Annotated in this window: 13 protein-coding genes; 11 read left to right on the forward strand and 2 right to left on the reverse strand. The window is 33.2% G+C overall.

The features are described 5' to 3' along the window. The first annotated feature begins 285 nt into the window (after nucleotides 1-285). The 4 genes from thrA to thrC are packed head-to-tail and all read left to right on the forward strand — an operon-like array spanning nucleotide 286 to nucleotide 5,341. Nucleotides 286-2,730, forward strand: a complete 2,445-nt coding sequence (gene thrA, locus Q1B37_RS06865) for a bifunctional aspartate kinase/homoserine dehydrogenase I (RefSeq protein WP_299897059.1) — start codon at nucleotides 286-288, stop codon at nucleotides 2,728-2,730. Nucleotides 2,731-2,733: 3 nt separating this feature from the next. After that, on the forward strand, nucleotides 2,734-3,669 hold the full coding sequence (locus Q1B37_RS06870; protein WP_299897062.1) for a homoserine kinase: 936 nt from the start codon (nucleotides 2,734-2,736) through the stop codon (nucleotides 3,667-3,669). A gap of 1 nt (nucleotide 3,670) precedes the next feature. Then, nucleotides 3,671-4,036 carry a RidA family protein gene (locus Q1B37_RS06875; protein WP_299601137.1) on the forward strand — a complete coding sequence of 122 codons (366 nt, stop codon included), beginning with the start codon at nucleotides 3,671-3,673 and terminating at the stop codon, nucleotides 4,034-4,036. Between the two features lie 15 nt (nucleotides 4,037-4,051). Then, complete coding sequence (gene thrC / locus Q1B37_RS06880) at nucleotides 4,052-5,341, forward strand: threonine synthase (protein ID WP_299897064.1); 1,290 nt, start codon at nucleotides 4,052-4,054, stop codon at nucleotides 5,339-5,341. A gap of 59 nt (nucleotides 5,342-5,400) precedes the next feature. Here the strand turns inward: thrC and Q1B37_RS06885 are convergent, their stop codons facing one another. Next, entirely contained in the window at nucleotides 5,401-6,294 is an 894-nt protein-coding gene (locus tag Q1B37_RS06885) for a M28 family peptidase (protein ID WP_299601133.1), read from the reverse strand. 109 nt (nucleotides 6,295-6,403) lie between these two features. Here Q1B37_RS06885 and Q1B37_RS06890 point away from each other — a divergent pair, with 109 nt between their 5' ends. The 6 genes from Q1B37_RS06890 to Q1B37_RS06915 all read left to right on the forward strand — a co-directional run bounded on the left by Q1B37_RS06890 (nucleotide 6,404) and on the right by Q1B37_RS06915 (nucleotide 11,830). Then, nucleotides 6,404-6,994, forward strand: a complete 591-nt coding sequence (locus Q1B37_RS06890) for a hypothetical protein (RefSeq protein WP_299897067.1) — start codon at nucleotides 6,404-6,406, stop codon at nucleotides 6,992-6,994. An 88-nt stretch (nucleotides 6,995-7,082) separates the two neighbouring features. Continuing rightward, nucleotides 7,083-8,114 carry a glutathione synthase gene (gene gshB / locus Q1B37_RS06895; RefSeq protein WP_299601128.1) on the forward strand — a complete coding sequence of 344 codons (1,032 nt, stop codon included), beginning with the start codon at nucleotides 7,083-7,085 and terminating at the stop codon, nucleotides 8,112-8,114. Then, nucleotides 8,107-8,943 carry an N-formylglutamate amidohydrolase gene (locus Q1B37_RS06900; protein ID WP_299897666.1) on the forward strand — a complete coding sequence of 279 codons (837 nt, stop codon included), beginning with the start codon at nucleotides 8,107-8,109 and terminating at the stop codon, nucleotides 8,941-8,943. The genes gshB and Q1B37_RS06900 overlap by 8 nt, the downstream gene beginning before the upstream one ends. A gap of 51 nt (nucleotides 8,944-8,994) precedes the next feature. Continuing rightward, nucleotides 8,995-10,152, forward strand: a complete 1,158-nt coding sequence (locus Q1B37_RS06905; RefSeq protein WP_299897070.1) for a flavohemoglobin expression-modulating QEGLA motif protein — start codon at nucleotides 8,995-8,997, stop codon at nucleotides 10,150-10,152. 81 nt (nucleotides 10,153-10,233) lie between these two features. Continuing rightward, nucleotides 10,234-11,163 carry a DUF547 domain-containing protein gene (locus Q1B37_RS06910; protein ID WP_299897072.1) on the forward strand — a complete coding sequence of 310 codons (930 nt, stop codon included), beginning with the start codon at nucleotides 10,234-10,236 and terminating at the stop codon, nucleotides 11,161-11,163. A 475-nt stretch (nucleotides 11,164-11,638) separates the two neighbouring features. Then, nucleotides 11,639-11,830, forward strand: coding sequence for a cold-shock protein (locus tag Q1B37_RS06915; RefSeq protein ID WP_299601118.1), 192 nt, complete (start codon nucleotides 11,639-11,641; stop codon nucleotides 11,828-11,830). A 124-nt stretch (nucleotides 11,831-11,954) separates the two neighbouring features. On the opposite strand, the gene Q1B37_RS06920 is transcribed toward Q1B37_RS06915, so the two are convergent. Next, nucleotides 11,955-13,544 (reverse strand): NAD(P)/FAD-dependent oxidoreductase, encoded by a 1,590-nt coding sequence (locus Q1B37_RS06920; protein ID WP_299897075.1) that lies wholly within the window; start codon nucleotides 13,542-13,544, stop codon nucleotides 11,955-11,957. A gap of 305 nt (nucleotides 13,545-13,849) precedes the next feature. On the opposite strand from Q1B37_RS06920, the gene Q1B37_RS06925 reads away from it, so the two are divergent. Continuing rightward, nucleotides 13,850-14,365: a hypothetical protein gene (locus Q1B37_RS06925; protein ID WP_299897078.1), complete on the forward strand. Its 516-nt coding sequence runs from the start codon at nucleotides 13,850-13,852 to the stop codon at nucleotides 14,363-14,365. The last annotated feature ends 103 nt before the right edge of the window (nucleotides 14,366-14,468 follow it).

The following is a 14,468-nucleotide window of genomic DNA, read 5'->3' on the forward strand; positions in this document are numbered from 1 at the left end:
GTTTATGATTAGAACCATTTTTATTTTGTTCAAAAGTAAAAAATTATACTTTTGAACTTAAATATAAAGCAAACTAATGTTTAGTACGGTTTCAATCTCGGTTTTACTTTTCGTGTTAGGAACAACAGCGGTGATCGCTTATACTTCATTTTCTCGTACTGCTACGATTATTACCCTTAGGGGTTAATTCATTTATATAACTTTAGAAATCAAGTAGATAGTTTATTTTACGTAAAGAAACTATCGAAAAAGCTTTATCAATTCATCTTTTATAAATACCATATTATGAACGTTCTAAAATTTGGAGGTTCTTCTGTTGCAAATGCAGCGACTATAGAAAAAGTAATTACAATCATTGAAAAACAATCTGAAAATCAACCTTTATACGTTGTGGTTTCAGCATTGGGAGGTATTACAGATCTTTTAATTCAAGCTGGTAAAGAGGCTTCTTCCAACAATGAAAAATATAAAAATACATTAGCTATCGTAGAAACAAGACATCTGGATGTTATTAAGGAATTAATTCCTGTTGTTTCTCAAAGTGCTATTATCAGTAAAGTAAAATCCGAACTAAATAAACTAGAATCCTTATGTGAAGGTGTATTCTTGTTAAGTGAATTATCCCCAAAAACCGAATCCGTGATCACTAGCTTTGGTGAAATGTTATCATCTTTTATCATTTCGGAAGCGGCTAAGGTAAGAGAACTGGATATTGTTCTAAAAGATTCAAGAGACTATATAATTACTACAGAAGCCTCTAAGGTAACTATCGATTACGAAGAGACAAACTTCAGAATAAAGAGATATGTGCAGGATAACAAACACCAAATTAGTTTATTTCCTGGCTTTGTAGCTAGAACTTCTGATGGAGAACCTACTACTTTGGGAAGAGGTGGTTCAGATTTTACAGCTGCAATTTTGGCTGCAGCCGTACAAGCCGAAAAATTACAAATCTGGACCGATGTTAGTGGAATGTACACCGCAAATCCGAAACTGGTAAAACAAGCGAAACCTGTTGCCCATATTTCATATCAGGAAGCTATGGAGTTATCTCATTTTGGAGCCAAAGTTATTTATCCGCCAACTATTCACCCTGTTTTGGATAAGAACATCCCAATTGTAATAAAAAACACTTTTCAACCTGAGGATAAAGGTACCCTGATAACTAGAGAAGTTACAAATAGAGCAAAACCTGTTACGGGAATAAGTCATATTGATGATATTTCTATTATTTCTTTAGAAGGAAGTGGAATGGTCGGAATTCCAGGATTTTCTAAACGCCTATTCGAAGCTTTGTTTTTGGAAAACATCAACGTAATACTTATTACCCAAGCTTCTTCTGAGCATTCTATCTGTCTAGCCGTAGAATCTGTAGATGCTGAAAGAGCTAAAACTGTACTTGACGCTACTTTCGAATTTGAAATTACCAAGCACAAAGTAGACCCTGTTAAAATTGAAAACGATACTGCAATTGTTGCGCTCGTTGGTGATAATATGTATCATCATCAAGGTTTGAGTGGGAAAATGTTTAGTACTCTTGGAAAAAATAACGTGAATATTCGTGCCATAGCACAAGGTGCATCAGAAAAAAATATATCTGTTGTTATCGGAAAAAAAGATATCAAAAAAGCACTAAATATCTTACATGAACGATTCTTTGAGGTAAAAACAAAACAATTAAACCTTTTTATAACAGGAGTTGGAAACGTAGGTAGTAAACTATTATCACAATTAGAGCAACAAAAAAGCTACTTAAAAGATAAGTTAAGATTAAAAGTTAGGGTTGTTGGAATCTCAAATTCCAGAACAATGGTTTTTGACGAACAAGGAATAAAGTTAAGTTCTTGGCAAGAAAAATTAGCAGAAGGAGAAAAAGCCGACTCAGAGAAATTCTTCGAAACTGCTAAGGAAATGAACATTCGTAATTCAATTTTTGTAGATAACACTGCCAACCCGGATATCGCAAAGGTTTATAAACATTATCTAGCCGAAAGTATGGCTGTGGTAACCTGCAATAAAATTGCTTGTGCCGATGAATATGTAAATTATGCCGAATTGAAAGAATTATCACGAAAATTTAGTGCTTCTTTCCTATATGAAACTAATGTAGGTGCTGGTTTACCGATTATCGACACACTAAACAATCTCATTGCTTCTGGTGATCATGTACATAAAATCCAAGCAGTTTTATCAGGTAGTCTCAATTTTGTGTTTAACAATTACAAAGAAGGAACTAACTTTTATGACATTGTAAAACAAGCACAACAAGAAGGATACACAGAACCAGATCCTAAAATTGACCTTAGCGGTGTAGATGTGGCCAGAAAAATCTTGATTTTAGCACGTGAAAGCGGACAAATAATGGAACTTGAGGATATCGAAAAAGAAGCTTTTTTACCAAAAGAAAGCCTGGAAACATCCTCTGTAGAAGATTTCTTCGAAACATTAAAAAATAACGAAGAACATTTTGCAAAAATTCTTGACGAAGCAAATCAAAAAGATTGCCGACTAAAATATGTTGCCCAATACGAAGATGGGAAAGCAAAAGTAGGGCTGCAACACATTCCAGCGGATCATCCATTTTATAATTTAGAAGGAAGCGATAATATTGTTCTTTTCTACACAGATCGTTATCCAGTGCAACCCCTCATTGTTAAAGGTGCAGGTGCAGGTGCAGAAGTTACTGCTTCTGGTATATTTGCCGATATAATTAGAATTGGTAAAAAGTAAACTATGCAATCACAAACAAAACGTATAAAAGTATTTGCACCAGCGACAGTAGCTAATTTGTCCTGTGGTTTTGATGTTCTGGGTTGTTGCTTAGATACAGTTGGTGATGAAATGATTGTATCATTATCCTCCGAACCAGGTGTTAGAATCACTAAAATCAAGGGTGCTGATTTACCTTTAGAAACCGATAAAAATGTAGCTGGTGTTGCTGTGAAAGCATTACTTGAAACGTATGAAAAGAATATTGGTGTTGATATAGAAATATACAAAAACATCAAAGCAGGAAGTGGTATCGGAAGTAGTGCTGCTAGTAGTGCCGGTGCTGTTTGGGCTGTTAATTATCTTCTCGATAATCCATTTTCTCCTCATAAATTAGTGGAGTTTGCGATGGAAGGAGAAAAATTAGCAAGTGGTAATGCTCATGCTGATAACGTTGCTCCTGCCCTTTTGGGAGGGTTTACACTGGTAAGAAGTTATGATCCCTTGGATGTTATAAAACTTCATACACCCAAAGATTTAGTAATGACCGTAATACATCCACAAATAGAAGTAAAAACTTCGGATGCCAGATCTGTCATCAAGCAAAAAGTAACACTAAAGCAGGCTATTCATCAATGGGGTAACGTAGGAGGACTAGTTTCTGGATTATTTACCGAAGATTACGATTTAATTGGACGTAGTTTGGAAGACGTAATTATAGAGCCTATGCGCTCTATCCTGATTCCAGAATTTAACAACGTAAAAAATGCTGCAATTCAGAATGGTGCACTAGGATGCGGTATTTCTGGATCCGGACCATCAATATTTGCTTTAAGCAAAGGAATGGATACTGCAAAAAAAGTAGCTGATGCCATCAGAGAGGTATATGCAACGACAGGATTAGATTTTGATATTCATATATCCAAAATAAATAGTGCCGGAATTAAAATATTAGAGTAATATGCAAGAAGTAAAAAAAATAGCAACTGGATCTCCTTGGGAAGATATTGTAGGATATTCCAGAGCGATTAAAATAGGAAACATCATTGAAGTTTCAGGAACTACTGCTCCAGGTGCAAATGAATATGAACAAACAGTGGCTATTATCGAGGCTGTAAAAAAAGTGTTGTCTCAGTTAGACGCTGATTTGTCTAATGTAATACGAACTAGAATCTATTGTACTGATATTACCAAATGGGAAGATATCGGAAAAGCACATGGAGAATATTTTGGAGATATAAAACCGGTTACTGCCATGGTGGAAGTATCAAAATTAATCGACCCTAATATTTTGGTAGAGATAGAATTTTCTGCTTTACTTAATTAAATAAATAGCATATTCATGCAGTATTATAGTTTACATCATAACGCCCCAAAGGTATCTTTTTCTGAGGCTGTTATAAAAGGATTAGCTCCTGATAAAGGATTATATTTTCCAGAAACCATTACTCCTCTACCCGATTCCTTTTTTAAAAATATTGAGAACCTAGATGAAGTGGAAATAGGGTATCAAACTATCAAACAATTTGTTGGGGATGAAATTCCTGAAACTGAACTAAGAGAGATTCTAAAAGATGTTCTAAGTTTTGAATTTCCAGTGGTTGATATTTCTGAAAACATCGGTACATTGGAGCTTTTTCATGGTCCTACAATGGCTTTTAAAGATGTTGGAGCACGATTTATGGCCAGGTGCCTTGGATATTTTAATAAGAATAATGAAAATAAAGTTACTGTTTTAGTAGCTACATCTGGTGATACTGGTGGTGCTGTAGCACAAGGGTTTTTAGGTGTAAAAGGTGTTGACGTTGTTATTCTCTATCCATCAGGAAAAGTAAGTGACATACAAGAAAGACAATTAACCACATTAGGTCAAAATATAACCGCACTAGAAGTTGATGGTGTTTTTGATGATTGTCAGGATATGGTTAAAAAAGCTTTTCTGGATACCAGTATTACGGATCATATGCAATTGACTTCAGCTAACTCTATTAATATAGCAAGGTGGTTACCGCAATTATTCTATTTCGTTTTTGCTTACAAACAATTAAAATCCAAAGGTAAAGATATTGTGTTTTCTGTACCTAGTGGTAATTTTGGGAACATCTGTGCTGGTATTGTAGCAAGTAAATTAGGCCTTCCTGTGAAACATTTTGTTGCTTCTACAAATGTAAATGATACCGTAGTACGCTATATGGATACAGAGAAATACGAACCTACTGCCTCTAAAGCTACAATCTCCAATGCCATGGACGTGGGAAATCCAAGTAATTTCATTAGGATACAACAATTATTCAATAATAATTTCAACTCGCTTAAAGGTGATTTTTCTGCTTATAGCTTCAATGATGTATTGACCAAAGAAGCCATGAAAGAAATCTATAAAAAGTCTAATTATATTGCAGATCCACATGGAGCTGTTGGTTATTTAGGACTCAAATCCTATGGCCTTAATGAGAATGAATATGGTGTTTTTCTAGAAACTGCACATCCAGTTAAGTTTTTAGACATAGTAGAAAACACATTAGATCTCAATGTTGAGATACCGAAACAAATCCAAAAAGTACTGAATAAAGAAAAAGTGAGTATTAAAACGAATGATTATAGTAAACTAAAAGAGTTCCTTCTTAGCTAAGGAACTCTTCTGCATATTATGAAATTATCCGGTTCTTTAAATTTCGTGCACTAAAAGTATTAGTAGATTTTTTTAGCAAACGATTTCATCACCTTGTACACAATGTACGATGTGGATGCTAAATATTTAAAGTTTACTGTAGTGTACTTATCCTCTGCCTGACGAACATAAGGAGAATTATCACCATTCATTAATTCTGCAGTAATTGTAATCGTTTCATACCCTAACTTAGAAAAAATCTTTGATTCCGGTGTAGATACTCTTCTTTTAAAAACGGGTACTCCAGATTCCAATCTATATGCAGACTCTAAACTGATGTTAGAGGACAATAATTCTATTGCTCTATCTTCGTCATTATCCCATCCTACATAATCGGCTCGGTGCATAGAGGTTACATTATACTTGTCTTCTTTTAGTTTCTTCACAAACATTCTGCAACCAATCATATTTGTTTCTTGCTGGTCGAAGAATACGACGATAAAATTAACCTTTCTTTCTTCCAATTTAGCAATCTCTCTGGCTACATATAAGGCAAGAGCAACTCCAGTAGCATTATGAACAGCTCCAGGACTTCCTTTTGCGGTATCATAATGCGCGGTTAGTACGACATACTCGTCACTACCATTGGTAGCTGGAATTTCTGTATATATATTAGTGCCATTATACGAATTACCTTTCTTATCCTGTACATTATAAGCATTCTTTAAAGGTTTTAATCCAATACCTTTAAGGTAATCAGACAAATAATCAGCTGTAATTCGTCTCTCAGATGGGGTAGCTCGACTAGAAAGTTTCTTTTTTCCTTTTATCGGTTCATGTCCTGTTAATTTCCCTACAATATCTTTCTGAACATTAATAATTGCAGCTTCTTCCTGATCTGTTAGGGCTTGTGCCATAGAAATTTGTGCACAAAAAATAAATAATAGTAATATTTTAAACGTATATAACTTCATTTTTTGTTTTTTGTATTCTTAATTTTTTCCTTCCTTTTAACAAATTTATAAAAATCAATAAATATTTTTACAATTAGTATTTTTATTCCCTAAAATAATTGTTTTTAATATGACTTTTTCAAAAATCATACCATTTTTTATACTATTATTGTTTGTAATCATCGGATGTACAGACAGTAATACCTCTTCTAACCCACTTAAGGCGCCTGATAACTGGAGAAAGGAAACAATAGAATTTCCGTTATCGTTTGCACCTTCACTTACTTATAAAGGTACTGAATATGTGCGATTTGCACCAGGCTGGGGGAAAAAAGATGCAGAAGATTACTTTACATATGCATTTTTGTGGTATTTAGATGAAGTTCCAACCTTATCCAGTAAGATTTTGGAATCTGAATTAGAAACATATTTTAATGGTTTAATGGGTGTGGTTTCTGGATCCAAAGACACAACTACTTCTTCAATTCCAACATCTAAAGCTTTTTTCGAGAAACTCGATGAAACATCGTATGCGGGTAAAGTAATAACACATGATGCTTTTACAACAAAAAAAGAAGTTACTCTAAATGTTATTGCTAAATATTCAGCTTGTCCTGAACTGGAGAAACATCTGGTATTATTTAAATTTTCTCCTAAAAAAGTAGATCATCCTGTTTGGTCTAAATTAGAAAACATCCAAATAGACTTAGATTGTAAATAATACGGAGATCTTTTATAAAATTATGTGTCTTTTTAAATCATCTAAGCATAAATTTTACTATTTTTCTTTTCTAAAATTTTTATAACTCATGAACGTTTGTTTTCTAATGTATCCTTGGGAGGAAATTAACCCTGAAAAGGATACCAGTCTTACGTTAATTCACGAATTCGCAAAGCGAAAACATGGGGTAGCTATGGCTACGCCTTCTAATTTAACCATCAGAGATAGTGTAACATATTCTTTTTGTAAAGTATTAAATAGACAAGAAAAGATATCATCCTCAATGAAGTCTTTTTACACCAAAGCTACCTTTAGAGATGAAATGCTGCCTTTGGCGGGCTTTGATGTTATTATTTTGAGAAGTAACCCTCCTCTAGATATGATTATGCTTAATTTTTTGGATTCCATTAAGGATGATGTCTTTATCATGAACGATATTGATGGTATCAGAAGATCTAATAACAAGCTCTATACAGCGGCTTTTGATGATATAGATACTCATTTTATTCCAAAAACTCATGTCACAAAAAATAAGGATTACTTGATAAAGATGATCAAGGAATCCCCAAACGATAAAATGATTCTTAAACCTCTTAATGGTTTTGGTGGTTCGGGTGTGATCTTAATAGAAAAAAGAGCCATGAGTAGTATTCGGTCCTTGCTAGATTTTTATATTGATAACAAGGATGGTACGACAAATTATGTAATTCTACAGGACTATATTGAAGGAGCAGATCAAGGCGATGTTAGAATATTAATTCTCAATGGAAAACCTATTGGTGCTATGAGAAGAGTCCCTGCAGAAGACGATCATCGATCCAATGTCACAGCTGGTGGATCTGTTGTAAAACATTCGTTAACTAAACAGGAAAAAGAATTATGTAGACTCATAGGGCCGAAACTGGTAAAAGACGGTTTGTACTTCGTTGGTATAGATGTAATTAACGGTATGCTAGTAGAGGTTAATGTAATGAGTCCAGGCGGTATTACCTATATCAATAAAAAATATAAGGTTAGATTACAGGAGAAAGTCGTTGATTTTATTGAAGACAAGGTTGTACAACGAGTAAATCGATTTGATAGAAAAGCCAAACTAAGAAAAACTGTTGATGATGCTTAGATTGTCTGTCTCAGAAATCATTTCTAGAATAAAAGCGGAAGAACTTTTTCATGCAGTAACAGAAGATTATTCTTTTACGATAAAAATAGATTCTTACGCCTATTATATCTGTGCTGCAGTTCATGATGGACATCAATTTAGAAAAGAACTTTGGGAGAATTGTATTCATACAGAATATGAACGTTGGTATGAAGAAGATCCTGCTACCAAACAAATGATAGCAACTCATCCGATTGTTATAGCTGGATGTGATTCTAGATTTGAGTATGATTTAAATAGAGATCCCGAAAATGCTATTTATGAAGACGCTTGGGGTAAACAACTATGGAAAGAGCCTTTATCCAAACAAGAAAAAGATATTTCTTTACGAAAACATCAAAATTTCTATTCAGTAGTACACGAACTTGTTCATAAAATTGAGTCAAGATATGGTGCTGCTATAGTGTATGATATGCACTCTTACAATTGGAAACGTTGGGATCGTGAAGTACCTATTGTAAATTTAGGAACAAAAAATATTGATAACGAGCGTTTTGGTTCTTTTGCCTCTTCTTGGTGTGATAGTCTATCAAATATTAAATTACCTTACCACACCCAAACTACTGCAGCCATCAATGATACTTTCCAAGGAAATGGTTACTTCCTGAAATATATCACCCATCATTTCAATAACACCTTGGTATTAGCGACAGAATTTTCTAAAATTTATTGTGATGAAATGAAATATGTACTATATCCAGAAGTAGTAGAATCTATTGAAAAAGAACTCCAAGTAAGGATACCGGAGCACGCCGCCTCATTTTATAAAAGCTTTATTGACCTAAAGTAGTGTATCTCACAACTTAATCTATTATTTTTGCATTCTAGTTAAAAACAAGATATGATAGGAGATGTTGTCGACACCTATACAGATTTATTCAAAATTGATCAAAATCTGGATCGATTAGTAAAGAATATTGAACTTCTTAACTACCTTAATCCTTTAAATATAGAGCAAGAAAAGAAAAGTTTTTTTGCTTGTAAATACCGCTTTAACCCTAGCTTCAACTATCGGAAAATCAAATTTGATCCATATCGATTGCAAAGATTATTTTTTAATCAACGACTAGAGAGAATTGAAGACGATGAAATTCGTAAACTTTTTCAGGATATTATTTATGAATATTCTGGATTGATCCAGTGCATAGAGACGATCGGTAGTGGAAAAAATTTCTATTATAATTCGTTAAAAGTATTTGGTACTCCTAAAGAACGTGATGTAGAAAACGCAAGGTTTATTCTTCATTTCGAAGATGAAGATCCAGGTGAATCCATGCAAAAAAAGCATTCTGCAACCGACGCAGAGAAATACTTCAGAAAGTTCTCAGAAAGATATGATTTTGACTTTACTATTAAAAAGTCTACAAACATCTCTGCCTCTGCTATGGTATTAAATGCTTCGGAAACGCTATTATTAAAGAAAAACTACCAGTTTAGTGATAATGAACTTCAGGTACTCGCCAATCATGAAATTGGTGTTCATATGGTGACCACTTTTAATGGAAAAAGTCAACCATTAAAAATATTTTCTAACGGTTTTGTAAATAATACAGAAACACAAGAAGGTTTGGCTGTTTTTAGCGAATATATGTCTGGATGTCTTACACTAAAGCGTATGAAAGAATTAGCCTATCGTGTAATCGCAGCAGATAGTTTAATCAAAGGATATGACTTTAAAGATACATTTGATTTACTATATAGTCAATACAAGTTAGATCGTGAAGCGGCATGGCAAATCACATTACGAGCTCATAGGGGTGGTGGATTTACCAAAGACTACTTATACCTCACGGGACTTAAAAAAATATACGATTATTATCATAATAATGAAGACATCGGTCTTCTATTAACGGGTAAAGTAACCTTAGAAAACAAACAACATATCAGCAAGTTACAAGATTTAGGATTAGCAAATAGAGGTACGCATATTACCGATTCCTTTGCCAAAAATCTAAATACTAATAAAAAGCTGGATTTTATACTGAGCAACTTAAAATAAATTATACAGTAGATTTGAGGAATGGTTTTTTGTAAGTACTAAGAATAACTACTATCTTACAGATACCTAAAATCTCATTCTATGAAAATTGCCTTTCAATTTGCTATAGCCTGTATTCTTTTTGGATGTATTTCTTCTAATAAAGAGCCACAAATAATTTCTAATAAAGTCGCTGATACTTCTAAATTAGATCAAACAAAAAAATCGATTGAAAGCCCTATTGCTGATACTTTAGTAGTCTCAAAAGATACTATTAACGAAAAGATTACAGATACAATTCTAAAAGAGACTCCTGCACAAGCTGAAGCTATAAAAACCGAAGTAAAGAAAACTAGCAAAAAGAAAGAGAACAAAGTTGTAAAAGTTAGACCAGATCATAGCATTTGGGATCAACTTACAAAAAAGTATGTATCCTCCTCTGGCAAAGTAAATTATAGAGGATTTAAATCTAATATTTCTAAAATTGAAGAATACTTAGCGCATCTTCAAAAAACCTATCCCAAAAATGACTGGACTAAAAATGAAAAACTGGCATATTGGTTTAATCTCTATAACGCTTCAACCATTCAGTTGGTAGCAAGTTCTTATCCTGTAAAAAGTATCAAAAACATCAACTCAGGGAAACCATGGGATAAAAAATTTATTAAATCTGGTAGTAAGGTATATTCTTTAAACCAAATAGAAAATACCATCGTACGTCCTAATTTTAATGAACCTAGATTGCATGTAGCTTTTAACTGTGCCGCAGTTTCTTGTCCCAAATTATTAAAAGGAGCCTTTTTCCCATCTAAGCTAAATTATCAATTAGAAACACTTTCTAGAAGCTGGATTAATGATACTTCTAAAAACAAAATTGGATCAGATAAGATAGTAATTAGTAAAATATTCGAATGGTATGCTGTAGATTTTAAGAAAGGTGTCATACCATTTATCAATCGTTATGCTATTACAAAGGCTAATGAATCTGCGAATATTGAATATTTAGAATACAATTGGAAATTAAATGATTAGTTGATACTAAAAAATAGAATTTCAGTTTATTTAATCTCAAACCACTCTTTAGTTACTGGCGGTGGAATAATACCATAAAAATCTTTCCACATACCTATCCTAATAGATTTTACGGCCTATGAACGCATGAAAGAAAACCGCCATTTTTATATCTTATATATCAATTTACTTATATTGAAAGTGCATTAAAGATGATGAGAAAATATGATTTTTAATTATTTACCAAATAAATATGTACATGTAGAATTTAAAAGTATATCTTTGCATTGTTCTAGAAAGAACACCTTTTTAATTTTAAGGTATTTATTTGGTAATTAGTTAAAGAGTTTTCTCTTCTTTCCTTTTTTATTTTTCTTTACTTTATTTTTTTTAAGTTTTATTTAATTTTTAATTGAGTTGATACATAGCTCGTTAAAAATCATTTTATCTCTTTCCTTGAACAAAATATATATTCAATAATTTTAAATTTAATAAGATGCAAGAAGGCATAGTAAAATTTTTTAATGACTCAAAAGGGTTTGGGTTTATCAAGTCAAATGAATCGGGAGAAGACGTTTTTGTACACTCTACAGGTTTAATCGATACTATTAGAGAAAATGATAAAGTTCAATTTACTACTGAACAAGGAAAAAAAGGACTAAACGCAGTTAATGTGGAAGTTATTTAATTTCCAGTTACATAATTTATTCTAAAAAGAGATTGTTATGGATAATGATCTCTTTTTTTTATCTTTTATCTCAGCCAAAGTAAAAGAACAAAGCGTCTAATACTAAGATTTCATAAATTCCTTATTAATTCACAAAAATCTTCTTTTTAAAATTAATCCCTGTAGCGGCAGATGCAGTGATCACCCCAGAAAACAAGGCTCCTCCTACTCCAGCGGTCACGATATCTTGTCCTGTAAGATACAATCCTTTAATTGGTGTTCTGGGCTGTAAGAACTTTTGTCTGAAACGCTCCGGAGTATGGTCAATACCATAAATTTCACCTTTCTCATAGTTAACAAAATGCGCTGTACTTAGTGGCGTAGAAAGTTCGTAATGATCTACCTTTCCTTCTAAATGCGGTAATTGCTTAAAAAGTGCTTTCATTAATCGTTGCGAAATATTTTCTTTCCAGGCTTCATAATCCTCTCCTCTTTTCATCCATTTGGTACCTTTCCATTTAGACACAGCTTCATAAGGAACTAAGGTGATGATGTCTATCGTACTCCGATTTGGATATCGGTTTGACCAATCTGGATCTTTTGCCGATGGAAAAGACACATATACTACTGGAAAATCTTCATTTTGATCTTCTAGATAACGAGCTACACAAGTATCATGATCTACATCTTCTGGATAAATCCAAAAATTGGTTTTAGGTAATTGTAAATCCTCTGGACTACTCTTAAATCCCATATACAAACAAGCATGTGATACCGATGGAGTTACTTTTTGTAAGCTTTCCATCAAATTATGTGTACGAGTAACTGAATCTGGAAGTAATTTTCCAAAAGTGTTGAATACTCCTGTTCCACTGATGATTGTATTGGCATAAAACTCTTTACCATCGATCATCTTCACCCCTTTTGCCTGGTTATTTTCTACAATTACTTGATCTACTTCAGCATTTATCAAAATTGTACCAGATGACGCTTCTATAACAGGATCTATTGTTTCTACGATTTTTGAAGATCCACCTACTGGAAAATTTCCACCTCCAAAATAATGTCTGGCCACAGAAGCGTGCATTGCAAAACTACTTTGTTTAGGAGGTAACCCATAATCACCATATTGTGCTGTTAATACTTTTATTAACTCTTGATTATTCGTTAATTTACTAAGTACTTCATAAGTAGTCTGATCAGAAAACTTGAGATATGGCCTTTTTAAAAAACCTCCTATCAAGAATCTTAAGAATCCTGGTAATGCTTTTTCTTTATAAAAAGCTCCCATTACCTTATTTGCTTTAAACACCAGATCTATATAACGGTCTATAGCATTTTCTTCTTCCGGGAAATAGGATACTATTTTGTTTCTAAAATTTTCTACTCCTTTTACGAAATCATATGATGATTCTCCTATGATAATTCGATCATAGACCTCTCCCATGTCTGCCCATTGGAGCTGATGATTAGAAACATAATCAAACAACTTCCTAATTGGACTTTTTTCCTGTTGAACTCCTCCTATATAATGAATACCAACATCCCATTCATACCCTTTTCGTTTAAATACGTGTGTAAAACCGCCTGCGGTATAATGCTTCTCTAGAATTAGAACTTTCTTCCCTTCTTTTGCTAAAATCGCTCCAACGGTAAGACTTCCCATTCCCGACCCTATAATAATAGCATCATATTTTTCTTCTAATACTGGACGTTGTTTATAGGATTGTATCATAAATTGAGTAAAGTTGAAAGTTCTTTATCAAATCTAAGAAGATTCTAGAGATCTTTACTTTCAAATTCAAAATTCATTATTTCAAAGCCTTTTTGGGTACTCTAAAGGTTTAGTATTTACAGAACAACCGCATTTATAGGTTGTGCCAATGCATATGTTACAGCTACTTTAATTATATATTATAAAAAGTTGAAATTTCCCCTTAACCTAAATCAAAATATTCACGTTTTCTTAAAAGTTAACTACACTAATTTCCGATGCTCTTTGGTTACTTTTATTCAACTTTTAACCTTAAAATCATAACAATGAAATCAACTTTCAAATCCCTATTTGGGGCATTATTCGTATCCTTATGTATCGTTTCATGTAGCGACGATACTGATTTTAACCAATCAAACGAATCTATTGACAGAACTGCTGCTTTTGACCTTGTTGGTACTGAAGAGCAAAGAACAGCTACTACCGAAGAATTAAATCAAATACCACAAATTCTTGAAAAAGCTAACTGCACATTAAGTGGTGACGAAGGATGCTCTGATAACGCTTCTTCTGAGTTCGAAAGATATGTACGTGAGTGTACTACGTATACCAGAAACTGGCCTCCATCTAATGTGGTTAATACTTACTACAGAAGTATGGTATACTATGTAGATGGAGATAGCGATATTAACTTAGATCACTACCAAGATGATTTACAGGCTCATGTTACTCAGATCGTTGGATCTGGAGGAGCGGCATTTGTAGATGCGGATATCATCTACTGGGAATGCAATGAAAGACAAAACAATTCTTGTGTAATTAAGTACTCCGTTTTTAGATAATCATACTTATAAAAACACAAAAGAGGCTGTCTGCAAGGTGTTAAAACTTGTATTTGTCAGTCTGAGCCTGTCGAAGACATATTGAAAATCCGATAGTAAAATA

It is taken from the genome of uncultured Aquimarina sp. (assembly GCF_947492965.1).
Lineage (GTDB): Bacteria > Bacteroidota > Bacteroidia > Flavobacteriales > Flavobacteriaceae > Aquimarina.

Excerpts from the sequence above, each read along its gene's own strand:
- thrA (WP_299897059.1), top strand. The coding sequence starts at position 286 with ATGAACGTTCTAAAATTTGGAGGTTCTTCTGTTGCAAATGCAGCGACT.
- Q1B37_RS06870 (WP_299897062.1), top strand. The coding sequence starts at position 2,734 with ATGCAATCACAAACAAAACGTATAAAAGTATTTGCACCAGCGACAGTA.
- Q1B37_RS06875 (WP_299601137.1), top strand. The coding sequence starts at position 3,671 with ATGCAAGAAGTAAAAAAAATAGCAACTGGATCTCCTTGGGAAGATATT.
- thrC (WP_299897064.1), top strand. The coding sequence starts at position 4,052 with ATGCAGTATTATAGTTTACATCATAACGCCCCAAAGGTATCTTTTTCT.
- Q1B37_RS06885 (WP_299601133.1), bottom strand. The coding sequence starts at position 6,294 with ATGAAGTTATATACGTTTAAAATATTACTATTATTTATTTTTTGTGCA.
- Q1B37_RS06890 (WP_299897067.1), top strand. The coding sequence starts at position 6,404 with ATGACTTTTTCAAAAATCATACCATTTTTTATACTATTATTGTTTGTA.
- gshB (WP_299601128.1), top strand. The coding sequence starts at position 7,083 with ATGAACGTTTGTTTTCTAATGTATCCTTGGGAGGAAATTAACCCTGAA.
- Q1B37_RS06900 (WP_299897666.1), top strand. The coding sequence starts at position 8,107 with ATGCTTAGATTGTCTGTCTCAGAAATCATTTCTAGAATAAAAGCGGAA.
- Q1B37_RS06905 (WP_299897070.1), top strand. The coding sequence starts at position 8,995 with ATGATAGGAGATGTTGTCGACACCTATACAGATTTATTCAAAATTGAT.
- Q1B37_RS06910 (WP_299897072.1), top strand. The coding sequence starts at position 10,234 with ATGAAAATTGCCTTTCAATTTGCTATAGCCTGTATTCTTTTTGGATGT.
- Q1B37_RS06915 (WP_299601118.1), top strand. The coding sequence starts at position 11,639 with ATGCAAGAAGGCATAGTAAAATTTTTTAATGACTCAAAAGGGTTTGGG.
- Q1B37_RS06920 (WP_299897075.1), bottom strand. The coding sequence starts at position 13,544 with ATGATACAATCCTATAAACAACGTCCAGTATTAGAAGAAAAATATGAT.
- Q1B37_RS06925 (WP_299897078.1), top strand. The coding sequence starts at position 13,850 with ATGAAATCAACTTTCAAATCCCTATTTGGGGCATTATTCGTATCCTTA.